Origin of the sequence: Thermanaeromonas sp. C210, from assembly GCF_013167955.1 — a bacterium.
Classification (GTDB): Bacteria; Bacillota; DSM-521; order Neomoorellales; family Neomoorellaceae; genus UBA12545.
This window is the reverse complement of the sequence record NZ_BLWF01000001.1, coordinates 619,070-645,630: the sequence shown is the minus strand read 5'-3', so window position 1 is coordinate 645,630 and position 26,561 is coordinate 619,070. Positions and strand designations below refer to the sequence as shown.

General features: G+C 55.6%; 24 protein-coding genes. 1 reads left to right on the top strand and 23 read right to left on the bottom strand.

The window, feature by feature from the left end; translation table 11 throughout:
- Positions 1-2 precede the first annotated feature (2 nt).
- The 5 genes from TAMC210_RS03090 to TAMC210_RS03070 all read right to left on the bottom strand — a co-directional run bounded on the left by TAMC210_RS03090 (position 3) and on the right by TAMC210_RS03070 (position 5,177).
- On the bottom strand, positions 3-1,010 hold the full coding sequence (locus TAMC210_RS03090) for an ABC transporter permease (protein WP_173297317.1): 1,008 nt from the start codon (positions 1,008-1,010) through the stop codon (positions 3-5).
- Between the two features lie 105 nt (positions 1,011-1,115).
- Positions 1,116-2,135: a BMP family protein gene (locus tag TAMC210_RS03085; protein ID WP_173297316.1), complete on the bottom strand. Its 1,020-nt coding sequence runs from the start codon at positions 2,133-2,135 to the stop codon at positions 1,116-1,118.
- A 55-nt stretch (positions 2,136-2,190) separates the two neighbouring features.
- On the bottom strand, positions 2,191-3,714 hold the full coding sequence (locus tag TAMC210_RS03080) for an ABC transporter ATP-binding protein (protein ID WP_173297315.1): 1,524 nt from the start codon (positions 3,712-3,714) through the stop codon (positions 2,191-2,193).
- A 3-nt stretch (positions 3,715-3,717) separates the two neighbouring features.
- Positions 3,718-4,440 carry a flavodoxin family protein gene (locus TAMC210_RS03075; RefSeq protein ID WP_173297314.1) on the bottom strand — a complete coding sequence of 241 codons (723 nt, stop codon included), beginning with the start codon at positions 4,438-4,440 and terminating at the stop codon, positions 3,718-3,720.
- A gap of 20 nt (positions 4,441-4,460) precedes the next feature.
- The gene (locus TAMC210_RS03070; RefSeq protein ID WP_173297313.1) at positions 4,461-5,177 is read right to left on the bottom strand and encodes a GntR family transcriptional regulator; all 717 of its coding nucleotides are present in this window, start codon (positions 5,175-5,177) and stop codon (positions 4,461-4,463) included.
- 258 nt (positions 5,178-5,435) lie between these two features.
- On the opposite strand from TAMC210_RS03070, the gene TAMC210_RS03065 reads away from it, so the two are divergent.
- Positions 5,436-6,839, top strand: a complete 1,404-nt coding sequence (locus tag TAMC210_RS03065; protein WP_173297312.1) for a sodium:solute symporter family protein — start codon at positions 5,436-5,438, stop codon at positions 6,837-6,839.
- 75 nt (positions 6,840-6,914) lie between these two features.
- Here the strand turns inward: TAMC210_RS03065 and TAMC210_RS03060 are convergent, their stop codons facing one another.
- The 18 genes from TAMC210_RS03060 to TAMC210_RS02975 form a co-directional block, all read right to left on the bottom strand.
- A complete protein-coding gene (locus TAMC210_RS03060; RefSeq protein WP_173297311.1) occupies positions 6,915-7,745 on the bottom strand; it encodes a C40 family peptidase in 831 nt (276 codons plus the stop codon).
- 125 nt (positions 7,746-7,870) lie between these two features.
- Positions 7,871-8,953: a 6-phosphofructokinase gene (locus TAMC210_RS03055; RefSeq protein WP_173297310.1), complete on the bottom strand. Its 1,083-nt coding sequence runs from the start codon at positions 8,951-8,953 to the stop codon at positions 7,871-7,873.
- A gap of 47 nt (positions 8,954-9,000) precedes the next feature.
- Complete coding sequence (locus TAMC210_RS03050) at positions 9,001-9,303, bottom strand: acylphosphatase (RefSeq protein WP_173297309.1); 303 nt, start codon at positions 9,301-9,303, stop codon at positions 9,001-9,003.
- Between the two features lie 370 nt (positions 9,304-9,673).
- Positions 9,674-10,915, bottom strand: coding sequence for a 6-phosphofructokinase (locus TAMC210_RS03045; RefSeq protein WP_173297308.1), 1,242 nt, complete (start codon positions 10,913-10,915; stop codon positions 9,674-9,676).
- A gap of 12 nt (positions 10,916-10,927) precedes the next feature.
- Positions 10,928-11,914 carry a DMT family transporter gene (locus TAMC210_RS03040; RefSeq protein WP_173297307.1) on the bottom strand — a complete coding sequence of 329 codons (987 nt, stop codon included), beginning with the start codon at positions 11,912-11,914 and terminating at the stop codon, positions 10,928-10,930.
- Between the two features lie 142 nt (positions 11,915-12,056).
- Positions 12,057-13,418 (bottom strand): dihydropyrimidinase, encoded by a 1,362-nt coding sequence (hydA, locus tag TAMC210_RS03035; protein WP_173297306.1) that lies wholly within the window; start codon positions 13,416-13,418, stop codon positions 12,057-12,059.
- 20 nt (positions 13,419-13,438) lie between these two features.
- A complete protein-coding gene (locus TAMC210_RS03030; protein WP_173297305.1) occupies positions 13,439-14,680 on the bottom strand; it encodes a threonine synthase in 1,242 nt (413 codons plus the stop codon).
- A gap of 18 nt (positions 14,681-14,698) precedes the next feature.
- Positions 14,699-17,260 carry a selenium-dependent xanthine dehydrogenase gene (xdh, locus tag TAMC210_RS03025; RefSeq protein WP_173297304.1) on the bottom strand — a complete coding sequence of 854 codons (2,562 nt, stop codon included), beginning with the start codon at positions 17,258-17,260 and terminating at the stop codon, positions 14,699-14,701.
- 39 nt (positions 17,261-17,299) lie between these two features.
- On the bottom strand, positions 17,300-18,658 hold the full coding sequence (locus TAMC210_RS03020) for a PLP-dependent cysteine synthase family protein (protein ID WP_217267230.1): 1,359 nt from the start codon (positions 18,656-18,658) through the stop codon (positions 17,300-17,302).
- Positions 18,659-18,921: 263 nt separating this feature from the next.
- Positions 18,922-19,182: a helix-turn-helix domain-containing protein gene (locus TAMC210_RS13860; RefSeq protein ID WP_373996428.1), complete on the bottom strand. Its 261-nt coding sequence runs from the start codon at positions 19,180-19,182 to the stop codon at positions 18,922-18,924.
- A 299-nt stretch (positions 19,183-19,481) separates the two neighbouring features.
- Positions 19,482-19,973, bottom strand: coding sequence for a phosphatidylglycerophosphatase A family protein (locus TAMC210_RS03010; protein ID WP_373996435.1), 492 nt, complete (start codon positions 19,971-19,973; stop codon positions 19,482-19,484).
- Positions 19,974-20,351: 378 nt separating this feature from the next.
- On the bottom strand, positions 20,352-21,575 hold the full coding sequence (locus tag TAMC210_RS03005) for an NAD(P)-dependent malic enzyme (protein ID WP_173297301.1): 1,224 nt from the start codon (positions 21,573-21,575) through the stop codon (positions 20,352-20,354).
- 20 nt (positions 21,576-21,595) lie between these two features.
- On the bottom strand, positions 21,596-22,150 hold the full coding sequence (locus TAMC210_RS03000; RefSeq protein ID WP_373996434.1) for a Fe-S-containing hydro-lyase: 555 nt from the start codon (positions 22,148-22,150) through the stop codon (positions 21,596-21,598).
- Positions 22,151-22,158: 8 nt separating this feature from the next.
- A complete protein-coding gene (locus tag TAMC210_RS02995) occupies positions 22,159-23,001 on the bottom strand; it encodes a fumarate hydratase (protein WP_173297299.1) in 843 nt (280 codons plus the stop codon).
- Complete coding sequence (locus TAMC210_RS02990) at positions 22,998-23,810, bottom strand: succinate dehydrogenase/fumarate reductase iron-sulfur subunit (RefSeq protein WP_173297298.1); 813 nt, start codon at positions 23,808-23,810, stop codon at positions 22,998-23,000. The genes TAMC210_RS02995 and TAMC210_RS02990 overlap by 4 nt, the downstream gene beginning before the upstream one ends.
- Positions 23,811-24,179 (bottom strand): hypothetical protein, encoded by a 369-nt coding sequence (locus TAMC210_RS02985; RefSeq protein ID WP_173297297.1) that lies wholly within the window; start codon positions 24,177-24,179, stop codon positions 23,811-23,813.
- 12 nt (positions 24,180-24,191) lie between these two features.
- On the bottom strand, positions 24,192-24,617 hold the full coding sequence (locus tag TAMC210_RS02980) for a hypothetical protein (protein ID WP_173297296.1): 426 nt from the start codon (positions 24,615-24,617) through the stop codon (positions 24,192-24,194).
- 30 nt (positions 24,618-24,647) lie between these two features.
- The gene (locus TAMC210_RS02975; RefSeq protein WP_173297295.1) at positions 24,648-26,363 is read right to left on the bottom strand and encodes a succinate dehydrogenase/fumarate reductase flavoprotein subunit; all 1,716 of its coding nucleotides are present in this window, start codon (positions 26,361-26,363) and stop codon (positions 24,648-24,650) included.
- Positions 26,364-26,561 lie beyond the last annotated feature (198 nt).

Sequence of the window (26,561 nt, the reverse complement as noted above, 5' to 3'; positions counted from 1 at the left end):
ACTTAAGATCCCCCCCTCGTGGCTGCCTGGCTGAGGCGGTCGCTAAAATAGTAGCTGCCGATGACCAAAACTATTATCAGGCCGTCCAGCACTTGTACGAGGGGCAAAGGAACCCCGACTTTCCTCTGCAGGGCGCCGGCCCCCACCCTTAGGGCCGCAAACAGAAATGAAGTAAAGACGATAGCTAAAGGATTGTTCCTGGCCATGACCGAAGCGCCGATGGCGTCAAACCCGTAGCCGGGAGAAAAGCCGCGTACCAGACGGTGCTGGTTCCCTACTAATTCTAATGCACCGCCCAAGCCGGCCAGGCTCCCCGAAATTAACGCAGCCAGTAGGGTTACACCGCCGACTGGAATCCCGGCATAGACTGCGGCACGGGGATTGGTGCCCACCATACGCAGGGCAAAACCCAGGGGCGTTCGCCAAAGGAAGTAGTAAGTTGCCAGGGGGGCGAGTAGGGCTAAAATAAAACCCCAGTGCAGCCTCGTTCCGGGAAGTAGAATAGGCAGTCTGGCAGTAGCGGCAACAGGGGGAGACTGATCGATGATGTCAGCGGGGTTTTTCAGCCAGGTGACCAAAAGAACGTCCACCAGCAAGATGGCTATATAATTTAACATCATGGTGTTGATCAATTCATTGGCTCCGAACCTCACCCGGAGCCAACCGGCGACCCATGACCAGAGAGCTCCGGCCAGGCAACCGGCCACCAGCACCAGCAGGATGTGGAGCGGCCACGGTAAGAACGGGACATATATTCCTACCAGGCCGGCTGCCAGCGCACCTATATATATCTGCCCTTCTCCCCCTGCGTTGAAAAAGCCGGCCTGATAGGCAATACTAAATCCTAGCGCGGCAAACACCATGGGAATAAACCTGTTCAGAGTTTCACCAACACTGTAGGGGCTTCCAAATATTCCCCCAAACATTTGGACGTAAGCCAGCAACGGATTCACTCCTGCCAGGCCGATTACAACGGCTCCTAAAAGGAGTGCGATTAATATGGCAATCATCGGTACTAAACCTGAAAGCAGGCGACGTCCCATATCTTCCCCCACCAATAAAGGTAGTTTGGGAGGAAGGGCTGGCCCCGCCCTTCCTCAATGATATCCGCTTCCTCAAAGGCTCGGTTCGGGAACTTTACCCTCGATAAGCTTTTGCCTTACGACTGCGACTTTGTCTTTAACTTCCTGCGATAATTTGTCTTCGAAATTATGGTAAGGTGACAAATCTTCTACCCCATCCTTTATCCCGAAGACGTATCTCTTACCTTGCAGGGTGCCTTCCATATACATATCGATAAGTTTCTCCAGAAGGGCTCCCGGAGGAGCTATCGCACTGGCCACTACGGTATCGGGAGCGATTTCCCACATATCCACCATGGAACCTATGGCATAAACCCCGGCTTCTTTAGCCGCTTCTACTGCCCCTACGTTTACCTGGCCGCTCTGGGTGTAGATAACGTCCGCCCCCTGCTTAACCATTGAGCGTACCAGTTCCTTCCCTTTGACTACATCGTTCCAGTTCCCTACAAAAGAGTGCAGGACTTCAACATTAGGATTAGTTTCCCGGGCCCCGTTTTTGAACCCCTTTACCATTTTCAAGGCCACAGGGCTGTCGGTGGCGGTGAGGATGCCGATCTTATTAGTTTTCGTTATCAAACCCGCCAGGGCCCCCGCCAGGTAGGTACTTTCCCAGTTGGAGGTAGTCACTGCGGCGACGTTGCCACCCGCTTTAGTCCCGTGTACTATGGCGAACATGGTCTGGGGGAATTCCTGGGCCACTTCCACCGTAGTGTCGGTGAAATAGAGGTCAGCAGCAATTACGAGGTCATATCCATCGGCCGCATAGTTCCGCAACACATCCTTCAGCTCCGACTGAGCTACAGATTTCTGGAAGCTGACCTCCAGGCCGTACTTGGCCCCAGCCCGCATCAGGGCTTCATACAGGTCTTGGTTCCAACCCAGGTCTTTAATGGACCCTGGAAAGGCTACCGCTACCTTGACAACCCTGTTCTGCCCGCCATCGCTAGCCTTTTCTTCTCCAGCAGGGCCTCCCTGCTTACCACAGGCGGCCATCGACAGGACCAACAACAACGCTACCAGTAGGCCCATCCAACCTTTGCCTGTCTTCCTCACTTCGGATTCCCCCCTCTTTCGCCTTCAGAAGTAGGACCATGCCTGCAAAACTTACTCAGGATGCCTCTTGCTTAACACCTGCCATCAGCATACCTATGGTTTCCACCTTGGTTGTCCCAGGATCCACCTCCCCCATAATTCTTCCTTCATAAATTACCACCAGCCGATCGGAAAGGGATCTGACTTCTTCGAGGTCGGTGGAGATAAGGAGTATGGCTACTCCCCTGTCCCTTTGGTCAAGAAGCCGGCGATGAATATATTCGCGGGCTCCTACGTCCAGACCCCAGGTCGGCCGGGCCACGACCATAACTCGTGGGGAGCGTGATAGCTCGCGCCCCATGACTATCTTCTGCTGATTGCCACCGGAAATGTGTTTGACGCGCGTCTGCGGCCCTGGAGTCCTCACGTCATACTCACGGACTAATCGCCGAGCAAACTCAAATATCTCCCTCCATTGCAGCGACCATCTCCGCGTGAAAGGCGGGGAATAATATGTTTCTAAGACGAAATTTTCGGCAACGGTAAACTCCATTACCAACCCCTGGTGTTGCCGGTCGGCCGGGACGTAAGACAACCCCATCTCCAACCGTTGGCGGGTAGACAGGCCGGAAACTTCTCTTCCGAGCAGCTCAATACTGCCACGGGTCACCGGGCGGATCCCCGCTATCACCTCTGCCAGTTCCGTCTGACCATTGCCGTCCACCCCAGCCACTCCCAGTATCTCTCCCTCGCGCAGCTCCAGGTAAACCCGGTCCAACAGCGCTTTGCCTTTGGTATCAAGGAGAGATACGTCCCTTAACCTGAGGCATACCTTCCCGAGACGACACGGCCTTTTCTGTAGCCATAAGGATACGTCCCTACCCACCATCATGCGGGAAAGATCTTCAGCGGTCACCTCGTGGCGGTTTACGGTTCCCACCACCCTGCCGTCCCGCAGTACGGTTATGCGATCACTAATCCGCAAAACCTCGTCAAGTTTATGGGAGATGAAAATAATAGTGCAGCCTTGTTTTTTGAGCTCCCGGAGCATAACGAATAGATCCTCGGTTTCCTGGGGAGTCAAGACGGAGGTAGGCTCATCCATTATAAGCAATTCTGCACCCCGGTAAAGGGCCTTTAGGATTTCTACCTTCTGCCGGGTACCCACCGACAAGGATTCCACTTCTGCACCTAAATTGATACCTTTGAGATAATCTCTAAATTTCTCATGCACTTGTTGGGCAAGCATCTGCCGGTTCAGGAAACCTTTGGTCAAAGGCGGCATACCCAGGACGATATTTTCCAGCACCGTAAAACTTTCTACCAGCATAAAGTGCTGGTGAATCATCCCGATACCCAGGCGGATAGCCTCCTGAGGTGAAGGTATGCTTATCTCCTTCCCCTTGTACACGATGCTGCCGGCATCCGGTCGGTACAGCCCGTACAATATCTTCATCAGGGTGGACTTTCCGGCGCCATTTTCTCCCAACAGAGCATGGATTTCTCCCGGATATACACCAAAGGAAACATGATCGTTGGCTACCACGCCCGGAAACTTCTTCACGATGCCTCGGACTTCTAACAAATAGCCGTCCCCCATCCCTCACTCTCCTTCCCCCGATCTGCGGCGGAAAGTATGCAACCTCTGCTGCAATTCATCATCATCGGCACAACCAAGTAAGGCGCTGGTCGGAAGTCTCGACGCCTCCCGGCCGGCTTTTAGAACCCCGGCAATAGCAGCCACCCGCCTACCGAGCACTCTAACGGTGGCCAGCCCAACCTCGTCAGACAGAGCTCCTTTCTCTTTCTGGTCGTTGGACCAAACCGCACCGCCGTTGTAAGCAAAAATACCCCCGCTCACCACTACCATACCGTTAGCCAGAAAGAAGTTATTTATTTCTCCAAGGGTTGTTTCCTGGCCACCGTTACGCACACCCCCCACCGCAATAGCACCACCCACCTTCGTGCTCCAGTGTCCCTGGCCAAACAACCTACCCAGCGGACGAAAACGATTCATGAAGAGTTTTGTTAATGATGACGTTCCCATGTGATAGACCGGCGAACCCAGGATGAGGCCGTCGGCAGCCAAAATACTCTCGTATACGTGCTCGTTCATGTCATCTTTAAAGGCAACGCAGTGAGCGGTTCCCTGACGCAGGCATTTGTCACAATGTATACAATAATGAATATCTTTGCCGCGGAGGTCCAAAAATTCCGTGGTAACCCCGGGAAGTTCCGACGCTGCTTCTAGGGCCGTCCGGACCGCCAATTGTGTGGCGCCTTTGGCCCGCGGGCTGCCGCTTACCCCCAAAATACGCACAACCATGCCGACCGCCTCCCCGGCCTTTACGTTTTACGTAGCATGCAAATATTCATCATAGGGTGAAAATATATCTGGGAATAACCTACCAGGTCGTCGTGGAGGCCACAGTACAGCTCCTCCCAAGTGAGGAGGGCCGTATCGGGCTCTATTTCCAGTTTGTGCGCCACAAAAGGCGAAGCTTTTTCAGCGCCGAACCAGACGAGGGTATGAACGATTTCCCGGCCGCAGTATTTTCCCACAAAGTCAAAAACATTGCTTACTTCCGGACGGTTGGGCGGCAGCGTCACGAAATTCTTTTCGGGGATAAATATTTTACAATATATTGCCGGCCTACCGTCTGCCCGATAAAGGCAGTCGTACTGCCGAGCCTCTTCTCCCGGGCCGCACTCCAGTTTTTCCAGAATGGATTTATCCGCCACCCTCTGCCCAAAAGTCTCCCCCTGGAGCTCGATACTGGGACGATAGCCCCCGTCTTCGATAAGGTTAGTAAAATCCTGAATTTGGTCTATGCGCATCCGAGCGCGGAGGGTGCGGCGATGGGCAAAAGTCCCTCTCCCGTGCCTCTTGGTGACCACACCCTCCCTGGCCAGAGCCCTCAAGGCTTCTCTAATGGTACCCCGGCTGGTACCCAGAATATGCACCAGCTCTTCCTCCGGCGGCAGTTTGTTATCTTCTAAATTATGAGTACGTATAAAGTCTATTAAGGCCTCTCTAGTAGTTGCGAACACCGACCTACCCAAAGCTAAACCCCCAGCTTCTCTGCCCTCAGGCTCAATATTGTTAAACGTCTAACGTCTAACACAATTGTAACGTCGCGTCCCCTAGTGTGTCAAGAAGGAGTTTTACAATTTTTGACGAATAAACAGTAGGATTCAACCGTGCCTCCTTAGGTTTAGGAAACTTGAGAAACCTCAGCCGAAAGGAGGGAAGTAAGAAATGGTGAGCTAACAAGATGCTAAGTGTTTCTCGAAATACGGGGTATTTTGGGGAGGGACAAAATGTTAAACAGTACCGCACTACTCATCGTCATACTATATCTAATTGGCATGTTGGGTATTGGATGGTACACTAACAGGTTTCTGATCAAAAATAGTACAGACTATATGCTGGCCAGCCGCGCACTGCCGGCCATCATGGTGGCCGCCAGCCTTTCGGTTAACAACATTGGTGGCGGCAGCAGCGTGGGTGTGGCCAGTCGGGCCTTCGGCAACTGGGGCTTATCGGCCGGGTGGTATGTGCTGGCCGCCGCCATCGGTATTATACCTATGGCCCTTTTTGCTCCTAGACTAAGGAGGGTGCTGGCCTACACTATTCCTGAGGTAGTGGGCCGGCGCTTCGGCCCCACCAGTCATCTGATTACTGCCGTATTGAATATTGTAGCCCTTTTTTGCCTGACCGCTTCGCAAATACTTGCTTCGGGTACTATCGTAGCAGCATTAACCGGGATACCCCTTGATACAGGGATTATAATTGCCGGGCTGGTGGCCATAATTTACACCGTCATGGGCGGTCTCTGGGCCGACGCCTTTACCGACTTATTCCAGTGGATAATAATTTTCTTCGGCCTGCTTATTGCACTGCCGTTTATTATAGGCGGTGCTGGCGGCTGGCAAGCAATAGTGAGCAAAGTACCGCCGGCTAAAATGTCTTTAACAGGTATAGGGTTTGCCACTATATTGAGCCTCGTTGTGCAGTACTTTATAACCTTTATGTCCGGGCCGGAAATGGTCTCCCGCATTTATGCGGCTAAAGATGAGCGAGAGGGCACCAAGGCCACCCTGCTGTCTGCCTTATTCATGGCCTTGTATGCTTTCATCCCTGCCCTTATCGGTATCGTAGCCTTTGCCACTTTCCCCAACATCAACGGTAATCAAGCCCTTGCCACCGTGGTATTCAATCTGGCTCCCAGCTGGGTCGCTGGCTTAGTATGCGCTGCCATTATAGCCTCCACCATGTCCAGCGCGGATTCCGACATGCTGTGCGCTTCTACTATTTTCACTAAAGATATTTACCAACGCTATATTAACCCCCAGGTTTCCGATCGGGCCCAGATCATTATGACCCGCATAGGTAACGTTGTTATCGGGCTTGTGGCCATGGGGATAGCCCTCTTCCAGATCAATATCATTACCCTCAATATTTTTGCCTTTATGCTGCGCGCTGCCGGCCCCTTCGCTGCCTTTGCCTTGGGCCTGGTATGGCGAGGGGCGTCCAAGACAGCCGGCTTAATCTCTATCCTGGCGGGAAGCGCCGTCGGCATCTACTGGCAAATCCTTGAGGAGCCCTACGGAATACTGGCCATCGTGGCCGGTTCCGTGGCCGGTTTAGTTGCCTTTGCTATCACTACCTGGATTGAACGGGGCCTGGGCGGCCGCGAAGCTACCCCGCTTTTTGAAGATTAAACCTTAATTACTAACCTGAGGACTAAAGGATCAAAAGCCTCTGACCTGAGTTAAGGCCAGAGGCTTTTTGCTTTTCTAAGGCAAATACCGCCGGGCGCCCAGGTAGCCGCGGGCAAAAAGGGTCTCCTCCAAGCTGCTCACGACCACTCCCTGGCGAGAGCGAGCATTGATAAACCGGCCATCCCCGAGGTATATGCCTACATGGGTGGGTAGTTCACCAAACCCTTGAGTATTAAAAAAGACCAGGTCCCCGGGGCGCAAATCCTTCTTCTCTACCTTTTGTCCCACCTGGAACTGCTGGTCTGCATCCCGGGGCAGCTTTATCCCGTTTAAAAAGTAAGAGATATACGTGAGTCCCGAGCAGTCGACCCCATAAATACTTACGCCGCCCCAGAGGTAAGGTGCCCCCAGCAATTTTTCCGCCACTCTAACTACGTCTGAGCCGCTCCGCGGGCCCGGGGGTTTGCCTTGCGGCCAGATTTCCACATCCTTTTCCGGCAACCAGGCTGTCCTGCGGCCGGGGAGCCAGACCTCTACCCAACCGGGTTTTTGACTTATTACGGGCAGATCGCTACCTAGCACGGCTTCCCCAATGATGGGCGCTGCGCCGAAAGGTTCCCGGTAAAGGTGAGCTGCGGGAACCGCCACAACCCCCAGGTCACTTCCTCCAGGGGGTACATCTTCTACCACGTCCCTGGCTTTGAGCCATCCGATATACCCATCCGGTACCCGGCCCCGCAGCCACTCACCCTCTCCTTGGGATATTACCCTGACCTCATCACCCAGGAGGGCCTGGGTAACCAGTTTCGCACTGCCGCCGGCTTCGGCGCGGACGTCGGCCACCGGTGCCTGCACGTAATAACCTTTAACCTGGGGAAGGGCTTGTTGGGCTCGGGGTTGTTCCATGAATAAGGGCGGCAACCTCATCGCTTTGCCGTAACCCGATAGTCCTGCCGCTAAGCCGACCGCCGCCAGTAAGAAGAATACAACCCAAGGACGCCGGACCAAGTTTTCCATCACCTCGAAGGTTCTTAATCGCCAAAGCTTATGCCTATGGCGCGGGCGGTATGTATCAGGGGATGGTCCGGAGGAACGGTCCGCGGTCTGCCGGCTACTTCTTCCAGAGGGACATGGGAGATTTCATTGCCCCGCAGGCAGACCATAACTCCGTGAAGGCCCCGGATGGCCAGCTCCGCTGCGGCGACGCCAAAACGGGTGGCGAGAACCCGGTCGTAGGAAGAAGGTGAGCCTCCCCTCTGAATGTGGCCCAAAACTGTAACCCGTGTTTCAATACCGCTCTTCTCCTCAATAAGCCGACCCACCAGCTGGCCAATGCCCCCCAGCCGCACCTTTTCCACACTATCTTCTACCCGGCGTTGGACCACCAGTTCTCCTGCCGGAGATCTAACTCCTTCGGCCACCACCACAATACTGAAGGGTTTCCCTTCAGCTTTACGGGCCAAGATTTTTTTCAGCACCCCTTCCAGGGTCCAGGGGATCTCGGGAATGAGGATTATGTCGGCTCCGCCGGCCAGGCCGCTATAGAGGGCAATCCAGCCGGCATAACGTCCCATGAGCTCCAGCACCATGACCCGGTGGTGGGATTCAGCCGTGGTATGTAGTTTGTCCAGAGCTTCCGTAGCGGTACGCACCGCCGTATCGAAGCCGAAGGTCTGATCGGTGGCGGCCAGGTCGTTGTCAATAGTTTTGGGGATGCCGACAATCCGAACCCCTTTGGCCTTGAAATCGCGGGCGGCGGCCAGGGTACCGTCACCGCCAATAACGAACAGGACCTCAATATCGAGTTTTGCCAAAATCTCTATTGCCTGATCGGACTTATCCTGGTAGGTTACTTTATCACCTACCTTTACGGGAAAGTGGAAGGGATCGTTGCGGTTACTGGTGCCCAAAATAGTTCCGCCCCGGTGTAACAAGCCCGATATGGCCGGGGGATCCAACCGTACATACCGCTCTTCCACAAGGCCGGTATAGCCGTCAAGGAAGCCGAACAGTTCGTAACCATGGGCATAAGCTGTTTTGGCCACCGCCCTTATAACAGTATTCAACCCCGGGCAATCTCCCCCGCCTGTCAAGATACCCAGCCGCCTGGCCAAGAAGAACACTCCTTTCCTCTTTCCAATCTTATAATGCCTTGCCTTCCTTAATCGGCACTACCCGAAAAACAACTATCTCTCACTATCTTAAAGCCCTTTTCCCCCCGAGGCTCCTCATATCGTACCTCCACGCCTTCTACCCTGGCCCAGCGGGGCCCCTGTCGGCACAAAGACAAAAACTGCTGTACTCTCTCCCCCGGGCCTTCAACTACCCCTTCTACCGTACCGTCGTAGCAGTTGCGCACCCAACCGCTCAGACCCAGGTCTACGGCATGATGGAAGGCAAAATAGCGGTACCCCACTCCCTGGACCCTGCCACAGACGGAAAAACGGGCCCGCAAAAGAGACATAGCCTAGCTTATCCCCCTCCGTATCTACAGTTTGCTCACTGGTTTTACATCTGATTATACTTTTTTACCTGCCAGGTCCTCCACCATTTATTTCTTGTCATCTCCTGCTCCACTCCTGAAAGCCTTATATCGGACCGGTCAATATCGTTCCGGCTGAGTCCTGAAGTCCCATGGGAGGTAAAGGTACGGCGTGGAATCGTAGGCGACCCTTAAAGGATCGGGGTGAAGAGATCCCGGAATGCCCCAGCGAAAAGTAAAGAGAAGCAGCTTCCAGGCCGGAACCTGAAAGCCGCACCGGTTTTGGCTGGGGGAATTTCGTATGTTGCAGGGCGACGAGACTTCTTGCAACCGTACTTCTCAGGAGTAACCTCTACTTTTCTCTTATCCTTTCCACAGCCGGTACATATCTTTCTAGGTTTACATAATGTGGCAAACCCCCGGCAAAGGGAACCTTGACTTCTCCCTGTATCAGCGGCCGGGCATATTCTATAAACTCCTTTGCCAGGAAGTTGTTCCCCGGAGCTATCCATTCTAGAGGCACGCCTTTTTCTTTATTGGCAACCTGTGCCACATCCACGTACCCTACGCGGCAGATATACTCCTCGCCTTTTTCTCGTTCTAAAGTTACCATGATACCGGAAAGCCCCCGGCAGGCCAACCTTACCGCTTCTTTACCCACAAGGTAAGCCTCCTCTACATCCGTGCCGGACGCATAAAGCATGGAGCTCCGCTGTAGGGTGCTGGGGACAATATATCGGGCCTTCACGGGGAGGTAGCTTTCCACCAACTTCTTTAAGTATGCAGCCAATCCGTTTCCCAATTGCCGGTGGCCAAAGGCGTCTTGCGTTTCCTCTGCCACAATATAATTGCCTGTAGGGTCTTTAAGGCCCTCGGATACTACGACATACGCAAAGCCGAACTCCCGGTAAACCTCTCTTACATCCGAGAGAAATTTTTCGGTCTCAAAGGGCCTTTCCGGGAGGTAGACCAGGTGAGGCGGATCTTCAGGCGAAGTTTTTGCCAGCACGGCTGCCGCCGCCAGCCAGCCTGTATTCCTGCCCATGGCTTCCAGGATGGTTACCCTATTTGTGGATAACATCCCTTTAAGATCTAGACCCGTCTCGCGCACCACACCGGCAATATACTTGGCGGCGCTCCCGTATCCTGGGCAGTGATCGGTAGCCGGGAGGTCGTTATCGATGGTTTTGGGTATCCCCACCACTCGCATTTCATACCCTTCTTCTCGGGCCAGCCGCCTTACTTTATCGACCGTATCCATAGAATCATTGCCGCCGATATAAAAGAAATAGCGGATGTTGAGCTTCTTGAATATCTCTAACAGCCGAGGATACTCTTCGGCCTTCAACCTGTGCCGGCAAGAGCCCAAGGCAGCTCCGGGGGTGTAGCGAAGGCCCTTCAAGGTAGCGAGGTCCTCTCTCCTCAGATCTATCAATTGCTCTTGCAAAATACCCGTTACCCCGTAAAGGGCGCCATAAAGCCCGGTTATCTCTTTCCTGTTCCAGGCGTCCTCTATTACGCCGTATAGGCTATTGTTTATAACCGGTGTAGGCCCACCTGACTGGGCTACTATACAGCCGCCTTTTAAGGTCATCACAACTCCTCCTCACCGCGAGAAAGCTCTGGCGTGACTGTTTTCCGACCGAAAGCTGGGCGATTGACTTACCTGCCGGTTTGAACTCAGGGAAAGTCCTACGCCTCCCAAGACCAAGATAATTCCTATACCGTGATAAAGATATAAGGGCTCCTTTAGAAATAGAGCGGCCAGGGCTATGGCAAAAAGGGGATTAAGATTATTAAAAATACCAACCGCACCGCTCCCGATGCGGTGGACCGCCTCAAAATTGAGGAGTACCGCCAGCCCCGAAACACTGCAGCCCATGTAAAGCAGGAATATCCACCCCTGCCAGGAAAGGTGCCACCCTTGCCCTGCTACTTCCCAGAGTCCCCAAGGTAGGAGCCAGAGAATACCGAAAAAGAGGGTGTAAGCTGAAACTACGATAGGCGGATATCGGTGCATGAGTTCTTGGCCCAGAATATTGCTTAAGGATACGACGAAGACATTCAGGAGCAAGAACCCGTCCGCAGCAGTAAAGGATACGGAAAACAATCGTTCGAGGGATCCCCGGCTGGCAACTACTAACAGACCCAGAAAAGCAATTATCACCCCTATTATCTGGATAAAGGTCGGCTTGTAACGCCAGAAAATGCCTAGAAGCACCAGCGTCACGGCAGGGAAGGTGGCAAAAATAATGGCCGCGTTAATCGCCGGGCTAAAGCGAATACCCCAGGCGAAAGTTGTGTAAGGCAGGCCTATGCCCACCAAACCCTGGAGGGCCAGCCACCAGAGGTCCTTCCCCCGGGGCCTCAAGGCAGGCCCCAGGCGCCAGAGAAAGGGGGTTATCACCAGTAAACCCAATGCGGCCCGCACGGCCGATAAAGCAAAAGGCGGTACCTGGGTAGCCACGATCCTGCCGGCTATTGTATTCCCCCCGAAGAGAAGACAGGCCAAAATAACTTCCGCGTAACCGATTTGCCGAAATCGCTTTTCCTTCGAGTTGTCAAGGGTTGCCTTATCCAGGGAGGCTTTCATCAGAGGGTCCCTCTTTCCCCCGAAACTAGGAGTTATTGTATATCTACTCTCCAGGTATTGCAACCACAAATTTACCCCTACCCCGCCCGGCGGGCGAAGTAGGGGTAATGTCTCTGGCTCAATTTGGCGGGCCCAGCCCTTTTTACGCCCTGGCTTTCCCGGGAATAAACCTTCCCTGGCCCTTACTACCTAAGAAGCGGCCCTCATGATAGACGACCTGCCCCCGCAGGATGGTCGTTTCGGGATAGCCCCGCACTCTAAACCCGGCAAAGGGGGTATAGCCGGCAGCCGAATGGAGGTTTCCGTCATCCAAGGTAACCTCCTGCCGGGGATTAAAGATGACCACGTCGGCATCACTTCCCGGCTTAAGGCATCCCTTACGGGGATAAAGGCCGAAAAGCCGGGCCGGGTTGCCGGCCAGGACCTGGACCATCTGGGGCAGAGTAAGCCATCCCTCCCGGACGCCGTAGGAGTATATAAGGGGCAGCAGGGTCTCCGTACCCGGGATCCCCGCCGGGGTGTCGAAGAAGGCCGTCCCCGCCGCCTTTTGCTCCGGCGTGTAGCTGCAGTGATCGGTGGCTACTACTTGGAAGACACCCCGGCATAAGGCCTGCCACAGCCGCAAATTATCGTCCTTCTTCCGCAGAGGCGGACACATGAGGTTAAGGGCTGCCCTCTCGGTTGCATAAGCTTCCTCGGTGAGCAATAAATAGTGAGGACACGTTTCACCGTAGACTTCCAGGCCCTTAGCCTGGGCCGAAGCGATGAGCTCGGCGGCCTCCCCGCTCGATATATGCACAAAATAGGCGCGGGCCCGCAAGGAACGGACCATTTCCAGGATGCGGCCCACAGCCTCGGCCTCGGCCTGGGCCGGCCGGCTGCGGGCATGGTAGCGGGGGGAGGTGAGGCCTGCGTCGATGAGTTCCTGGCGGGCAGCGGTAACCATATCGTGGTCTTCGGCATGGATGGTTACCAGAGCCCCCAGCTCCCTGGCCTGTGCCAGACAACGGCCGATGGTTTCATAAGACATACGCTGGTTGTAAGTAGTAAAGACCTTAAAACTTACCAGCCCCCGCTCCACAGCCTCCCTTAAGGATTCTTTATCTTCTTCCTGTCCGGGGAAGAGTACAAGGTGAAGGGCCAAGTCGACGGCTACCTGACCCTCTGCTTCTGCCAAGCGCCTGTCAATGGCTTCTTTAAGGGAGTCCTCCGGGCCGGAAGGCTCGGCATAGTCAATGACTGTGGTTACGCCCCCGCAGGCGGCTGCTCTGGTTCCGGTGTAAAAGTCGTCGGCAGTAAGGAGGTCGCCTATGGGCATCTGGTAATGAACGTGGGCATCAATAATGCCGGGCAGGACATATTTACCGGTGGCGTCCATCACCTCGGCCCCGCTGACTTTTAGCCCCAAGCCTACGGCGCTAATTAGTTCTCCTTCAATTAGCAGGTCTCCTCTTTCCACCCTGTCTTCGTGGACCAGCCAGCCGCCCTTGATGAGCAGGGTCACGGAGGCCACCTCCCGTATTCTTAGATTAACCCTTGGAGAGCCCTTTCCAGCTGTTCCATGTCCGGTGGCAGGCTTAAGGGAGCGCCGGCCGCCTTAATGGCCGTCGCCACATCTTTTAGCCCATTGCCCGTCACCAGACAGACCACCTTTTCTTCAGGCCGGACGATTCCCTCGGCTACTGCCCTGGCCAGGCCTGCCAGACCGGCCACGCCGGCAGGCTCGCCGAAAACCCCCGTACTGCGTCCTAAGAGGCGCATGGCTTTTAGGATTTCTTCGTCGCTCACATTGATCATGGTACCGCCGGACTCCCGGATGGCCCGCAGGGCCTTCTCCGGATTGCGGGGCACTCCCACGGCGATGCTGTCGGCTATAGTATTCTCCTCGGCCGGTTGTACCTTGCCCCCCTCCCGGAAGGCCCTGGTGATGGGGCAGCAGCCTTCGGCCTGTACCCCCAGCATACGGGGAAGCCGTTCAATCCAACCTACCCGGTGGAGATCCAGCCAGGCCTTCCAGGCCCCGGCCAGGGTACAACCGTCACCGACCGACACCACTACCCAGTCGGGCACTTCCCACCCCAGCTGCTCGGCCACTTCCAGGCAGACCGTCTTCTTCCCTTCCACCAGGTAAGGATTAATAGCCGCGTTGCGATTATACCAGCCCCACCGCTTAATGGCCTGGTCGGATAAGCGGAAGGCATCTTCATAAGACCCCTGCACGCTCACCACGGTGGCGCCGAAAATGAGAAGCTGGGCCACTTTACCCTGGGGAGCCCGGGCCGGAACGAAAATAAAGGCTTTGAGCCCTACCGAGGCCGCGGCCCCGGCCAGGGAGGAAGCGGCATTCCCGGTAGAGGCGCAGGCCACCGAGGCAGCTCCCTCGGCCAGGGCCCGAGCCACGGCAACGGCCGAAGCCCGATCCTTGAGGGAAGCGGTCGGATTAACGCCGTCATCTTTAACGTACAGGTGTTTTAGCCCTATTTCCTGGGCTAACCGCGGCACATAATATAAGGGACTCCAACCAACCCTTAAAGGGGGGAGGGGGCCCTCCTGGTTAACCGGCAGGAAAGGCCGGTAGCGCCACATGGAGTGTTCCCGGTTGCCCTGGAGGCCTTGGGGAGAGAGGGCCTTCTTAATATAGTCGTAATCGTAATCTACGTCTAAAATCCCTTCTTTTTCCCCACAACGGCTACAGGTGTAAAGACCCGGCTGGGGCGAGTAGGTCTTGCCGCAGTTAATACAGTGCAACCCCACTACATTAGACATCCAAGCCATCTCCCTTTCTCACTTCTTGCTGTAGGGCGTGCCCTCCAGGGGCAGGGCGGTCCGCAAAAGGCCGTCGCGGCGGAAATAAGCGCAGGCCACTGCGGGTGCCGTAGGAATGGTAGCTAGTTCCCCCATGCCCTTGGCACCAAAGGCGTACTGGGTACCTCCCTTTTCCACCAGAATGGTTTCCATGAGCGGCACCTGCGGGAACCGGAAGAGACCCAGACGACCCAACTGCTGATACTGGGGTATGCCATCCTTGACAGGGAAATCCTCCGTCAGGGCATAGCCCAGGCCCATAACTATGCCGCCCTCAATCTGACCTTCCACATTGAGGGGATTGATGGCCCGGCCCACATCATAAGCAGCCACGACTTTGGCCACCCGTCCTTCCTCATCCAGCAGGACTACCTGGGTAGCATAGCCGTAGGCCACATGAGTGACCGGATGTTCCTTGTTGGAGGCGATAGGATCGGTGGCCCCGTAAAATTCACCCACAAAGGTACGTCCTTCCAGCTCTTCCAGAGCATGATCCTTGAGGGCCTGGGCCAGTTCCTCTGCCGCCCGGCGAACGGCTTCGCCGGTAAAAAGACTCTGCCTGGAAGCGGTAGTTATCCCGGCATCCGGGGTGCAGGCGGTGTCCGCCAGCACCACCTCCATCTTTTCCGCCGGCAAACCGGTGGCCTCGGCCACGATCTGGATGAGCACCGATTCCAGCCCCTGGCCTAGACAGGCAGCGCCGGAATAGATTCTCACCTTCCCCTTTTCTACTGCCAGGTTGGCCCGCCCCGTATCACGGGTTCCTACCCCCAGGCCGACATTTTTGAACGCACAGGCAATGCCGGCATAGGGGCTGCTTTCAAATACTTCCTTGACGGCCAGGAGAGTTTCTTTTATACCCACGTCTTGGCCGACTATCTGGCCTGTGGCGAGGGTATCCCCCGGCTCCAGGGCATTGATCCAGCGTATTTCCCACGGAGACTTACCCAGCCGCCGGGCCAGGAGATTTAACTGGCTTTCGCAGGCAAAAGCCGCCTGGGGTACACCAAAACCGCGGAAGGCCCCGGCCGGCGGGTTGTTCGTGTAAACGGCCCGGCCGTAAATCCTGACATGGGGAATGCGGTAGGGACCGGTAATGTGGTGGCAGGCCCGCTCGAGAACTTGAGCCCCTAAGGAAGCATAGGCCCCCGTGTCGGCGGTAATCTCCGCCGTCATAGCCACCAGCCGGCCTTGGTCATCACAGCCGGTGGTAATCTTAATCTCCATAGCATGTCGCTTGGGGTGGACCAGGATGCTTTCCCGGCGCGTCAAGGTGATCTTGACCGGCCGTTTGGTCGCCCAGGCCAGCAGGGCTGCATGGTGCTGTACGCTTAAATCCTCCTTGCCCCCAAAGGCGCCGCCCACATATTGGTTGAGGACGCGCACTTTCTCGTGGGGCAGTGCCAGGAGGGAAGCCACCTGTTCCTGGATGTCGTATACGCCCTGGGTGCTGGTGTAAATAGTGATGCCCTCGTTCTCCGGTACGGCCACCGCACTTTCGGGCTCCAAGAAGGCATGTTCCGTAAAGGGTGTCCGGTAAGTCTGGGACACCACATGGGCGCATGTCCGGAGGGCTTCCTCGGGATTCCCTTTGCGGATGCTGGTTTCACTTAAAATGTTGCCTTTGGGGTGGAGGGACGGAGCGCCCGGCGCCAGCGCTTCAGCCGGACAGGTTACCGGCGTCAGCACTTCGTATTCCACTTTAATTTGCTCCACTGCCTTCCGGGCAGTCTCCCTATCTTCGGCGGCCACCAGGGCGATGGCGTCCCCCACATAGCGTACTTCTTCTCCCACGGCCACCAGGGCCGGCCAGTCCTTGAAAATATGCCCCTGGTAGCGCTGGCCCGGTATGTCCTCTGCTGTGAGGACCACTACCACACCCGGCATTTCCCGGGCGACGGTTGTATCCAGGGACACCACCCGGGCCCTGGCATAGGGCGGGCGGAGGACGGCGCCGTAGAGCATGCCGGGGAACATGAGGTCATCCACAAAGGTGGCCTGGCCTAAAGCCTTGACCGGCGCATCAGGCCGGAAGAAGCGCTTCCGCATGCCGGCAGCCTCTCCCTGACCGGGCGTGACCTCCCCCCTCAGGGCCCGGGCCGCCAACTGCACCGCCGCTACGATCTTTTGGTAGCCGGTGCACCGGCAAAGGTGAGCCCTGAAGGCCTGCTTAATCTCTTCCTCTGAAGGGCTGTCATTGCGATCCAGCAACGCCTTGGCTTCCATGACCATGCCGGGAGTGCAGAAGCCGCACTGGACCGCCCCGGCGGCGGTGAAAGCCCAGGCATAGATCTCCTTTTCCCGGGGAGTCAAGCCTTCTATGGTCAACACCTCTTGCCCGGCCGCCTTGGCCGCCGTAACGCGGCAGGCCCGCACCGGCCGGCCGGCCAGAATTACCGTGCAGGCGCCGCAAACCCCTTCTCCACACCCGTTCTTCGCACCGGTCAGCCGCAAATGATCGCGCAAAACATCCAGCAGTGTTGCCTCGGCCGGTACGTCTACCACCTTCGCCTCGCCGTTGACTTTTAGCTCCAGGCGCATCCTCGTCCCCCTCCTTCTAAATCGGCCCCGCCCAGGTTTCTAACGCATCGCCCGGATTTTCTCGTCGTACTCCTTTATCTTCGCATACTCGTCTTCCCAGAAGCTGGGGCTCCTCATGGAATCCAGGTATTCCTTGCTGTAACCGAAGGGGAGCCAATCCTTTTCCTTCTGGGCAAAGAGCCTTTCCTTGGCCTCGGGCTTCCGGAAATCGAAAATATATTCTTCATTGGCCCGCAGGAAAATATCCTGGTACCAGCGTTCCATCACAAAGTCGGTGATCTCCAGGGTGCGCTTCTCCAGGTCATCCAGGACGGAGCGATAACGGTCAAAACCATCGGTGGCGATGGTCACCACGTTGTCGCCGGGCCCCAGCCGCAGGAACTTGGCCATCTTTATGGCCCCCAGGACGTTGCAGATGCCCGAGATACCGAAGTGGTCCCTCAGCATTAGAGCAACCTCTTCTTTAACACCCATCTTGACCAGGATCTCGGTGCCGTCTTGGATGATTTTAAGCCCCTTGACGCAGTCATCGTCGTGGATGAGAACTACAAAGTCGGTATTGAGGACGTTGTGAATCAAGGTGCACATCTTGTCCCCGATGCCTTCAATGCGGTGCTGGCCGCGGCCACCGGTGGCAAGGGTAGCGCATTCGTAGGGTTCGAGGGCCGCCACCTTGCATTCGGGGAAGACTTTCTTAATCTCGTCTCCTGCGCCGATGGTGCCGGCCGAGCCCGGTGCGGAAACAAAGCAGGCAATACGTTCATTACCTATACCCTTTACGGCTTCAATGGCCGAGTTACCCGTTACATACCGGTGGAAACGGTAGTTGGGCAGGAGCTCAAACTGGGCTAATGGGAAGTTCTTGGGATCCTTTTTCAGCTCGTAGGTGCGCTGCAAGGTCAGGATAACGTCGGATTCCGTGCCCGGAGTCAAGTCCAACTCCCCGCCGTACTTGCGGATGCGTTCATAACGCTCATTGCTCATGCTGTCCGGCATGATGACAATGGCGCGGTATCCCATGAGACGGCAGATGTAAGCTACCCCGATGCCGAAATTTCCGGTGGACGGACCCAGAATGGTGTGCTCTCCCGGGCGAATAACCCCGTCCACGCAGCCTTCGATCAGGGTGGCATAAGCCGGCCCCACCTTGTGGGATCCCGAGGGGAAGTAGCGCCCCAGGAGGACTACGATGTTGGCGTCTACCCCGGTCAGCTCCGGCGGCAGCACCATTTTCCGTACCTGATTGTTCTCGTCCTTCCAGGTGATGTTGAAAAGATTGACGGGATCCAGCTCATCCTCCTTAAGAGCCTTTATCGCCCTCTGACGTACAGCCGGGTCGATCTTCTCCGGGTAAAGCATCTCCTCGTAGGTCGGCCCGAAGGGAATTCTACCTGCCACAATGCATCCCTCCACTTTATTTTGTTAAGTATAATATCAACACAGGCTTAAAACCTTAACTCTCATTTACGTAGTAATTCGACGAAGAGAAAATAATCCCTCCTTGTTTATTGAAAAAGTTGTTCAGCCTCCGGTTTCACCAGTTCGGCCGGTACCTGTCCTACGGCGACAATTTTATCCCTTTCCCGGGCGCACGGTAATTAGGGCCGCTCCATTTGAAAGTTTCCCCCTTAGGTGAGAAATTCCTCCACCCTGGGCTCTTACTAAGCTAATCTTGCTGTTAATATCCTCCAACAAAAAAGATATACCGAGATCCCTAGAGCTTCTGTGATGGCCTTAATAGTCAAGATGTTCGGAATTGATTTGCCTGTCTCAATTTGACTAATGGCGCTAGGGGACAGGCCTGTTAAACGGGCCAATTCACGAATGGAAAGCCCTTTGGCCAGGCGCTGCATACGAATAGTGTTACCTATATCCAAGATGCTTTCACCTCTAGTGAAGTATATTTTAAGTGAAGTTAACACCGGTTAGTATAACGTACAATGTTGCCCGTTGTAAACACGCAACTTAAGATCCATCTACTACGCTTTTGAGAAGCCTGACCAGTAGGAGTAGAGTGGGTATCGCTGCCGTCTTTAAGAGCGGTATCCCCTCCTTAAGTCAGGCAGCCGAATCCTCCTCATAACTTCAAGAGAAGTTCAGCAGTGGGGCCAATCACCAATCATTTGTCCCAATCCGTAGATGGGTTCAAGCACCAAGATGAGAGCGGGCCCTTTATCTTGAGGAAAAAGATAGAGAGGCTGTGTAGCAAACTTCATACTAATCATTTTGGCTCTTGATAATTATCCCGTGCCTGGTGGGCTATCCGGGCCGCAGCTGCCGCCGCTATGGCGGCAACCAGATCGTCCAGAAAGGTGTTGACCCTTTCACCCTTCTTTTGATTTATTTTTCCTATTATACCGGGTTTGACTTTATCGAGATACCCGAAGTTCGTCAGGCCTATGGAGCCGTAAATATTCACAATGCTTAGGGCCAGCACTTCGTCGATACCGTAAAGGCCGTCATCATGGCGCAGCATGCCGGACAACGGCTCCTCGAAAAGGCCTTTCTCCGCCATCTCGTCCAGGGAAACACCCGTAAAAACGGCATTTTGTACTTCCCGCTTCTCCAGCACCCGCTCTACGCTTTCCAGGCAATATTCATGTGTCAGGCCGGGGATATACTTTTTTTGTACAGTGTAAACGAGGGAAGCTATATCCTCCAGGGTAACCCCCCTCCGCTGCAGCCATTCAATGGTCAAATATTTTAAATTCAGGTTAAAAGCACATTGTTGCCTCTCCAAAGCCTTAGGTAAGCTCACCTTCTCCAGCCTCCTTTCGCCCTGTACGTAATATTTATATTATAACATAAAGCAGTAACCCGTGTTGCTCCAAATGTCCGGCCCGTTAAGGCCGACACTCCTCCTCTGATGGGTATGCGACCCGCCCGGCAGTTGCACCGTGGAGCTGACCAGCGCCGGTAAGAATAAGGCTGGGAAAAAATCAAGGGTCTGCGGGCGCAGGAACCCCGGGGGTCGGCCGGCAAATTATTGCGAGGGCCGGCAGCGAAAAAAATTGCCCCTGGTGGCTGTAGCCCAGGGGCCTAAGAAAGGCAGGCCGGGTAGGCCTAACTAAGATCTACGGTGAAAATTAAATCAGACCTGAACCAGCTCTCTGGTGTGCTCTGCTACCTCCGCGGGGTCCTTCTGCAGCCGGGCCACACCACTTGCCAGGGCTGCGCGGGCCACGGCCGCGGCCACCGCCGGGGCCACCCGGGCGTCGAAGACATCGGTTATGATGTAGTCGGGTTGCAGTTCCTTTTCATCCACCAGCCCGGCAATGGCATAGGCTGCAGCTATTTTCATGTCCTCGTTTATGTCCCGGGCCCTTACGTCCAGTGCCCCCCGTAACACTCCGGGGAAGGCCAGCACGTTATTGATCTGGTTGGGAAAGTCAGACCGGCCGGTACCCACGACCTTCGCTCCGGCGGCCTTGGCCTCCTCAGGGTATATTTCGGGTACGGGATTGGCCATGGCTAAAACAATGGCGTCCCTGGCCATGCTTCGGACCATTTCCCGGGTTACCGTACCGGCAGCGGAGAGTCCTACAAAAGCGTCGGCGCCTTTTAGGGCTTCCGCCAGGCTCTTAGCCTTCTCGCGATTGGTCTGGAGCGCTATTTCCTCCTTATAGGGGTTCATTCCCTCCTGCCGTCCGGCGTAAAGGGCCCCCCTCCGGTCGCAAAGTATAATCTCTTTAACCCCTAGACCCAGTAGGAGCTTGGTAGTGGCAATACCGGCTGCACCCGCCCCGTTGACTACTATTTTGAGTTCCTTTAGATCTTTCCCCACAACCTTGGCGGCGTTAATAAGGGCTGCGGCAACCACGATGGCAGTTCCATGTTGATCGTCATGGAAGATGGGGATATCGGTCTCTCTCTTCAGCCGCTCCTCTATGGCAAAGCAGCGGGGTGCTGATATGTCTTCCAGGTTAACCCCGCCCAGGCCGGGGGCCAGAAGTTTTACGGTTGCGACGATCTGGTCCACATCCTTGGTGGCCAGGCAGACGGGTATGGCATCCACTCCTCCGAAGGTCTTGAACAGTACACATTTGCCCTCCATCACCGGCAGGGCGGCCTCCGGGCCGATATCACCAAGGCCCAGCACTGCCGACCCGTCGGTTACCACGGCGACCAGATTGCCGCGGGAAGTGTATTCCCAAACGAGGTCGGGGTCGCGGTGTATTTCCTTGCATGGCTCGGCCACACCCGGAGTATAAGCCAGGCTCAAATCTTCGCGACTTTGCACGCGCACCTTGCTCATGAGGGCTATTTTCCCTTGATTCTCACGGTGTAAGGCTAGGGCTCTGGCTCTGATGTCCATTTCTCGTTTACCCCCTTACTCTATTTGGAATACCGGGCCTTGCCCATAAGGTAGGCGTTTTGGCCCCGGCTGTCAATACCTACTATGAGGGGAAAGTCCTCCACCTCGAGGCGGTAAATGGCCTCGGGGCCCAGTTCCTCGTAGGCCACTATCTCGGCCTTTTTGATCCTTTGGGCCAACAGGGCTCCCGCTCCACCCAGGGCCAAAAAATACACGGCACCCTTCTCCTTTATAGCCTCTACCACTTCGGGGCTCCTGTTTCCCTTGCCGATCATTCCCTTAAGCCCCAGCTGCCGTATCAAAAGGGGGGTATAAGGGTCCATGCGGCCGCTGGTGGTAGGACCGGCAGAGCCGATCACTTTTCCCGGCTTGGGGGGGCATGGGCCTACGTAGTAAATGATCTGCCCCTCCAAATCAACCGGCAATTTTCCCCCTGCCCGGTAAGTTTCCACCAACTTTTTGTGGGCTGCGTCCCTCGCGGTAAAAATAATCCCGCTTAGCGTCACCTGCTCGCCGGCCTCGAGTTTCTGGATGACCTCCAAACTAAGGGGTGTGGTAAGCCGGATCACAGTTATCACCTCCCCTACAGCAATGCTTCTGCATGACGCGTTGCATGGCACTGGATGTTTACGGCCACCGGTAAACTGGTTATATGGGTGGGATAAGTCTCTACGTGCACGTCAAGGGCCGTTATGCGGCCCCCAAGTCCCTGGGGCCCTATACCCGTATGGTTTATGCGTTCTAGAATCTCCCTTTCTAATTCCGCTATGTGCGCCTCGGGATGCCTCTTCCCCAGGGGCCGGAGGAGGGCTTTCTTGGCCAGAAGGGCTGCCATTTCAAAGTTCCCGCCTAAACCGACGCCCACGGTTATCGGCGGGCAGGGGTTGGCTCCTGCAGCCTCCACTACCTCTAAAACATATCGGATAACACCTTCTCTGCCGTCGGCGGGCCTCAGCATCTTCAACGCCGAGCAGTTCTCCGATCCCCCGCCTTTAGGTGCTACCGTGATCCTCAGGCCGGAGCCGGGAACGAGCTCTACATGAATTATGGCTGGCGTGTTGTCACCGGTATTCCGGCGAATCAGGGGATCGTTTACCACGGACTTACGTAAGTATCCCTTGGTGTATCCCCGGCGCACCCCTTCATTTATTGCCTCGTAAAGACTTCCTCCCTCGATGTGCACATCCTGGCCCAGCTCTACGAAAACTACCGCCATACCCGTATCCTGACAGATGGCCTCTCCCGTAGAGGCGGCCAAACTGGCGTTTTCCTGAAGCAGCCTCAAGATGTCTTTGCCTAAGGGCGATTCTTCTCGTGAGATGGCTTCCTCCGTAGCCTTCCACCAGTCGGCAGGCAGGGTGGTGCAGGCTTCAATACAAAGGCCCTCCACGGCATTGATTATGTCCTGGACGTGAATATTCCTCATATTTCCCCTTCACTCCTTTTCACCGTGGGCTCCGGCGCCTTGAGTATGCCGGGCAGGAGTTTCACCGCATGAGGGGGATCCGCCAGCCTGGCCCGTCCCTTCTTCTTGCCGAAAACGGCTTCCCGCTTCATAAGCTGGATGGCCAGGGCGGGGTCTACCCCCTTGGGGCAAACTTCAGCGCAGGCACCCGCCATGTGGCAGCGCCATAGACCGTGGAGAGTATCTACAGCAGCCATACGCTCGGTATCACCACCGTCCCGGGTGTCGGAATTATACCGGAAGGCCTGAGCCAACGCCTGGGGGCCTATGAATTCCTGGTCTGTAGCCACCGTAGGGCACGCTGCCAGGCACAGGCCGCACTTGAGGCAGTACGCGAACTGTAGATACCGTTCGAGCTCTGCCGGCGATTGGTGGTACTCCTTGGTCGGCCGGTCGAGCTCCACGGGGTCGTAAGGAATAATCCAGGGCCTTACCCTTTGGTGCTTCTCGAAGAGGGGCGCGAGGTCGACTACCAGATCTTTGATAACTTCATAGTTGGGTAGCGGCCTCACCTCTATGGTGTCTGTCGCCAAAGATGTGACCTGGGTTTCGCACGCCAGCCTTGGCAGGCCGTTAATGTACATGGCACAGGAGCCGCATATACCCATCCGGCAGGAGGCCCGGAAACTTAAAGTAGCGTCCAATCGCTCTTTAATGTAAAATAGGCAATCTAAAATGCTCATGCCCTGCTCTACGGGTACTTCATAGGTTTGGAAATAAGGCCTACCGTCTTTTTCAGGGTCATACCGCTGTATTTTGAAGACAGCCAATTATACTCCCCCCATGAGGCTGGACTTGATAACCACATAGGTCCCCCAAGTAAAAGCAATAAATCCAACGGCGATTACGGCCCAGGTAAGCATTCGCTGCCCGGGCGGACTCACAACTTCACTGAGAACAGAGCGAAGACCATATAGCCCGTGATAAAGGCTGAAGGCCAAGAGCAGGATGTAGGCCCCCACCCAGCCCCCACTTCTCCCCCTGGCCATAACCGCGCTATAGTCTAGGGGGTCAGGATTCGCCATCCCCAGGTAAGCCAGCAAAGTATCCAGATGCATGAGGAAGAGATGGGTACCCAAAAGAACGACCAGGCACGCGGCAGCTACTAGGGAAAGTATCCAGTAACGTGACTCCCGCAAGGATCTCCCCTCCTACACGAGAAAGAAGTCCACCCCGCTCAGGAGCAGCAGGACGGCGATTACAATCATTATTAAAATCATCAGGGGGCGTTGTTTCCTTACCGAGGAGACATAAGGGTATTCCTGGCGCCCGGGCGTCCCGATGCACATCCCCAGTTCCGTAATGATAAGGCGCAATCCGTTGGCGGCATGGAATATGGCTCCCGCCATGAGAACATACTCGCCCAGCTTGAAGGCCGGGCCCGAAAGGAGGGACATGGTCTGTTCCCAGGCGGCACCACCGTATATCCTGGCCGAGGTTACGCCAATATGCAGCAGAAGGTAAAGGATTAAGCCCAACCCGCTTATACGGTGCAGGAAGTAAAGGTAACGCTCTAAACCATAGTTCCCCGCATAAATCCAGCCTCTTATCCCCAGCCGGTTATTATACCGCCGCACTGTGCTCACCTCCTGTAACGGGTGTCCCCCTTAATATTTTCTTTCCGTAGGCTCCCAGATGGTTATGTTCACCGGAATGTACTCCAGTTTTGGCCCGGAAGGCGTGTAGTAGGCCAGGGTATGCTTAAGCCAGTTCTTATCATCCCTCTGGGGGAAGTCTCGCCTGGCATGGCCGCCGCGCGATTCTTCCCGGGCCAGGGCCCCGGCGGTTATCACCTCGGCCAGCTCCAGCATATTCTCCAGTTCTAGGTACGACACCAGATCTGTGTTATATATCCGGCTGCGATCCTTTAGCCCGCACCTGTGGAAGCGCTCTTGCAGTTCCTTTATCCGCTTTAAGGCCTTGGCCAAGCCCTCCCCGGTCCGGAACACTCCTACGTTGGCATCCATAACTTCCCGCAATTCGCGCCTTATGGTGTAAAGGTTTTCGTCCCCTTGACGATTGAGTATTTTCTCCATTACGCGATTCTCCTCATCGCGAGCCTTCTCCACCGGCAGCTCAGGTAACTTTCGTTCCTCCATGGCATATAGGGCTGCCTTCTTGCCGGTAATGGCTCCCCACACCAAGCACTCGGCAGTAGAGTTAGTCCCCAGCCGGTTGGCACCGTGGAGGGACACACAGGCTACTTCACCGGCCGCCCAGATACCGGGTACAGGGGCAGCGCCCTCTATGTCAACATGGATGCCACCCATGGAATAATGGGCCACGGGACGTACGGGAATCGGCTGCTCTATGGGGTCGAGGCCGGCAAACTTTATGGCTACTTCCCTTATTAGAGGCAACCTTTCATTTATCTTGTGCCGTCCCAAATGTCTTAAATCTAAGTGCACGTAATCCAGCCCCTGGGGTCCCTGGAAGCCGCGACCCGCCTCGATCTCCAACATCTCCGAACGGGATACAATGTCCCTGGGAGCCAGTTCCATCATCTTTTCGGCGTATTTCTGCATGAATCTTTCGCCCAGATTATTGACCAGATAACCCCCCTCGCCCCGAGCGGCTTCGGTAATGAGAATGCCCGAAGGCACCAGCCCCGTGGGGTGAAATTGTACGAATTCCATATCCTTTAATGGCAACCCCGCCCGGTAGGCTATGGCCATGCCATCTCCGGTCACCGTGTGGGAGTAAGTAGTAAAGCCGTATATGCGGCAGGCTCCTCCCGTGGCAATAATCAGGGCTTTGGACCGGAAGGCCAGAAACTCCCCGCTTTTTAGGTCTACGGCCGTGAATCCGCGGTATTGACCTCCTTCCACTAGCAAGGAAGTGGCCGTGCACTCTTCGTACCTCGTCACCCGGGGATATTTGAGCAGGGTATCGTACAGCGTATGCACCTCGAAGAAGCCCGTCTTGTCGGCGGCAAATACGGCGCGGGGAAAGGTATGGCCTCCAAAGGGACGCTGGGCGATCCTCCCGTCCTCTCTCCTCGCCCAGGGTATGCCCCAGTGTTCAAGCTGCAATATTTCTTGCGGTATGGTTCTTACAAAAAGCTCCACCGCATCCTGATCGGCCAGGAAATCGCTGCCCTTAACCGTATCCCAGGCGTGGAGTTCCAGGCTATCCCCTTCCTCGGGCCTCATAGCCGCCGCTGTCCCACCCTCTGCACAGACCGAATGGGGCCGCACCAGCTGGGTCTTGGCCACTACGGCTATATCGAGTTCACCCCGGCTCACCCTGGCCGCCTCAATGGCCGCCCTGAGCCCGGCAAGGCCCCCTCCGAGGATGACGAGGTCGTGTTCCACTATTCTCATACCCTACCACAATACCCTCCCTTCACGTGGGCCCCCCTTCTAGGGCGCTGCCTTCCCTAAACAAAAAGCCCGGCATACAGGACCGCGCTAGGGGCCGTCCTATACACCAGGCCTTACTTGCTCCCCCGAGGACAAAGCTGATTTATCCTCCGGCAAGTAAAGTGGCTGCTTTATTGGGTACGCTTATATATTTAATTC

What these genes read in the sequence shown, in the direction of transcription:
- TAMC210_RS03080 (WP_173297315.1), bottom strand. Translation starts at nt 3,714, where the DNA reads ATGGGGGACGGCTATTTGTTAGAAGTCCGAGGCATCGTGAAGAAGTTT.
- TAMC210_RS03090 (WP_173297317.1), bottom strand. Translation starts at nt 1,010, where the DNA reads ATGATTGCCATATTAATCGCACTCCTTTTAGGAGCCGTTGTAATCGGC.
- TAMC210_RS03040 (WP_173297307.1), bottom strand. Translation starts at nt 11,914, where the DNA reads ATGAAAGCCTCCCTGGATAAGGCAACCCTTGACAACTCGAAGGAAAAG.
- TAMC210_RS03060 (WP_173297311.1), bottom strand. Translation starts at nt 7,745, where the DNA reads ATGGAACAACCCCGAGCCCAACAAGCCCTTCCCCAGGTTAAAGGTTAT.
- TAMC210_RS02975 (WP_173297295.1), bottom strand. Translation starts at nt 26,363, where the DNA reads ATGAGAATAGTGGAACACGACCTCGTCATCCTCGGAGGGGGCCTTGCC.
- TAMC210_RS03065 (WP_173297312.1), top strand. Translation starts at nt 5,436, where the DNA reads ATGTTAAACAGTACCGCACTACTCATCGTCATACTATATCTAATTGGC.
- TAMC210_RS03030 (WP_173297305.1), bottom strand. Translation starts at nt 14,680, where the DNA reads ATGTCTAATGTAGTGGGGTTGCACTGTATTAACTGCGGCAAGACCTAC.
- xdh (WP_173297304.1), bottom strand. Translation starts at nt 17,260, where the DNA reads ATGCGCCTGGAGCTAAAAGTCAACGGCGAGGCGAAGGTGGTAGACGTA.
- TAMC210_RS02995 (WP_173297299.1), bottom strand. Translation starts at nt 23,001, where the DNA reads ATGAGGAATATTCACGTCCAGGACATAATCAATGCCGTGGAGGGCCTT.
- TAMC210_RS03045 (WP_173297308.1), bottom strand. Translation starts at nt 10,915, where the DNA reads ATGACCTTAAAAGGCGGCTGTATAGTAGCCCAGTCAGGTGGGCCTACA.
- TAMC210_RS03075 (WP_173297314.1), bottom strand. Translation starts at nt 4,440, where the DNA reads ATGGTTGTGCGTATTTTGGGGGTAAGCGGCAGCCCGCGGGCCAAAGGC.
- TAMC210_RS03005 (WP_173297301.1), bottom strand. Translation starts at nt 21,575, where the DNA reads ATGGACATCAGAGCCAGAGCCCTAGCCTTACACCGTGAGAATCAAGGG.
- TAMC210_RS03050 (WP_173297309.1), bottom strand. Translation starts at nt 9,303, where the DNA reads ATGTCTCTTTTGCGGGCCCGTTTTTCCGTCTGTGGCAGGGTCCAGGGA.